This is a genomic window from Vibrio sp. Vb1574 (genome assembly GCF_033338675.1).
In genome coordinates this window covers 1-2,009 of sequence record NZ_JAWOTC010000106.1, presented here as the reverse complement: position 1 = coordinate 2,009, position 2,009 = coordinate 1, and the positions used below count along the sequence as shown (strand labels likewise).

The window sequence follows — 2,009 nt, the reverse complement described above, 5'->3', positions numbered from 1 at the left end:
CGAATAGAGACTTTTGCTGTAATTGATTTATATGACTGATGCTTTTCCATTTTTATAAGAACTGACTGAAATAATTGCACATTTAATTAGAACGCCATTCTTATACCCTTTTTAAAATCGGGTAAAGATAGGGTGGTTAAAGTGGTCCACTTCTTGCGTTGATTAGGTCAAAACTGTCCTATCTGGAGAAGCCATGCACGTAGACCCTATCGTTGAAGCGCTCATAATTAGACGAAAAGAGCACGGTTTGTCGCGTGAACAAATGGCAAATATCGCGGGGATGAGCGTCAAAACCTACCAACGCATCGAGCGAGGTGAATCGGATCTCAAACTTTCGCAATACCGCTCTATTTTGCGCTCTCTAAATCTGACTGACCTCGATATCGCGCTCGATATTAGAGGGATAGAGCACGTAACCGCAGAAGATTTGGTGACGGTTGCTCGGCTGCTATCACCTGAAGCACAGTCCCTACTGGTGCGCCTCTTATCTCTAGTACTTGAACAACGCTCAGATCCTAACGCTTCCTAATTGTTTCGCTCTGTTATACTTATGTTTTGAGCACCCTACTCTCCAATATCAAGGGGAGGCGTTTTATGAACTACATATCAATTTTCAGAGGGCTTGCGACCAGTGTGTTTGTCATGATACTTGGCACAACAACATTACAGGCAAAACCTCATCCGCAACATTCGGTGAAACCCATTACGCAACCGGGCAATAAGCACCACAGTCATCCTGTAAATCGTCCGGAGCGACCGATTCGGCCGCCGCATCACCATCGCCCTTCACACGACTACAGACCGCCTTACTACCATCGTCCACCCGTCGTAATAAGACCGCCGCGATACCATTCCTCTTTCATTTATGTGCGACCTGGTTATTGGTATCCACCTTATCGTGGTCGTTATTACTATTACCATAACGATCTGGTTGGCATCGCTACGTTTGCGATTTTCGCTGGAGTGACCTATGCCATTGTGCAAGACGCCTATTATCAACAGCGCGGCAGTCGTTACGTGTATGTCCAAAACCCACCAGCCGGAAATTACACGGTCATCAGTGATGGTGATGTTTTACCTAACTCAGCGTCAACAACAACGAACTTAAGTACTGTGACAACCTCACCTGCCTCTCCTAACCAAGTGAGCACCACGACAACAGAGACAAGCAAAACGATCACTAAGAAAGCCTCAAGTCCTTATAAGCTTGGCGAAATTGTTGACTCACTTCCCCACACCAAGCAGACGATAGTGATAGATGGGCAAAGCTATTTCAAATACCAAGATACATGGTTTGCGCCACTTAGGGCAGATCGTAAATATGTAGTCGTTGAGTCACCTTTGTAAGTAAGCAAGTTTGTACATAACTAATACAAACCCCGCCGATTGGCGGGGTCTACTTTTGATTATTCATGCACATACATCAGTAAAACGCGTCGAACTCAGGAATGCGCGGTTTACCTCTGAGTAGTAAGAACTTCAAGAAACGACGGGTTGAAGTCGTTAGGATTTTGTCCTTCTCCACGCCATGTTTTTCCAGCAATTCGATGGCGAGATCCAGTTTTGAAATCTCTTCGCAAAAGTGCGCATCAGAGCCGGTACTGAAATACACGCCAATCTCTTTTCCTAAGGCAACAATTTGGCCACAGCGCGCATCACTGCCTTTTCGGCTCTTGCCTGTGAGAGACGTATTGTTCACCTCAATCGCCACATTGTGGGATTTAGCGCAACGCAACACTTGCTCCATATCAAATGGGTAATTGGGATTACCTAAGTGCCCTAACACGTCCACTCTGCCACTTTTAATGACGTTAATTAGCGCGGCAGTGTGCTCCGCTTCGGTTGCGGGTCTAAAAACGGGCTCATGAAAGCTAGCAATTACCCAATCAAGATGTTGATCAGAGGAAAGCGGAAGATCGATCTCGCCTTTGACGTTTAAAGTGTTGGCTTCAACGCCACGGAGAATACCGACCTCATGCAAAAAGCGGGGCAAAATTCTTTGATTATTG

The 2,009-nt window shown here is 45.8% G+C and carries 3 protein-coding genes; 2 read left to right on the top strand and 1 reads right to left on the bottom strand.

What is annotated here, in order from left to right:
• The first annotated feature begins 193 nt into the window (after positions 1-193).
• Both R7O12_RS23880 and R7O12_RS23875 read left to right on the top strand, forming a co-directional pair.
• The gene (locus R7O12_RS23880; RefSeq protein ID WP_005462056.1) at positions 194-529 is read left to right on the top strand and encodes a helix-turn-helix transcriptional regulator; all 336 of its coding nucleotides are present in this window, start codon (positions 194-196) and stop codon (positions 527-529) included.
• 65 nt (positions 530-594) lie between these two features.
• Positions 595-1,347: a hypothetical protein gene (locus tag R7O12_RS23875; RefSeq protein ID WP_318126517.1), complete on the top strand. Its 753-nt coding sequence runs from the start codon at positions 595-597 to the stop codon at positions 1,345-1,347.
• 76 nt (positions 1,348-1,423) lie between these two features.
• Here the strand turns inward: R7O12_RS23875 and R7O12_RS23870 are convergent.
• A partial coding sequence (locus tag R7O12_RS23870; protein WP_318126515.1) for a phosphatase occupies positions 1,424-2,009 on the bottom strand: 586 nt, incomplete at its 5' end.

Excerpts from the sequence above, each read along its gene's own strand:
- R7O12_RS23880 (WP_005462056.1), top strand. The coding sequence starts at position 194 with ATGCACGTAGACCCTATCGTTGAAGCGCTCATAATTAGACGAAAAGAG.
- R7O12_RS23875 (WP_318126517.1), top strand. The coding sequence starts at position 595 with ATGAACTACATATCAATTTTCAGAGGGCTTGCGACCAGTGTGTTTGTC.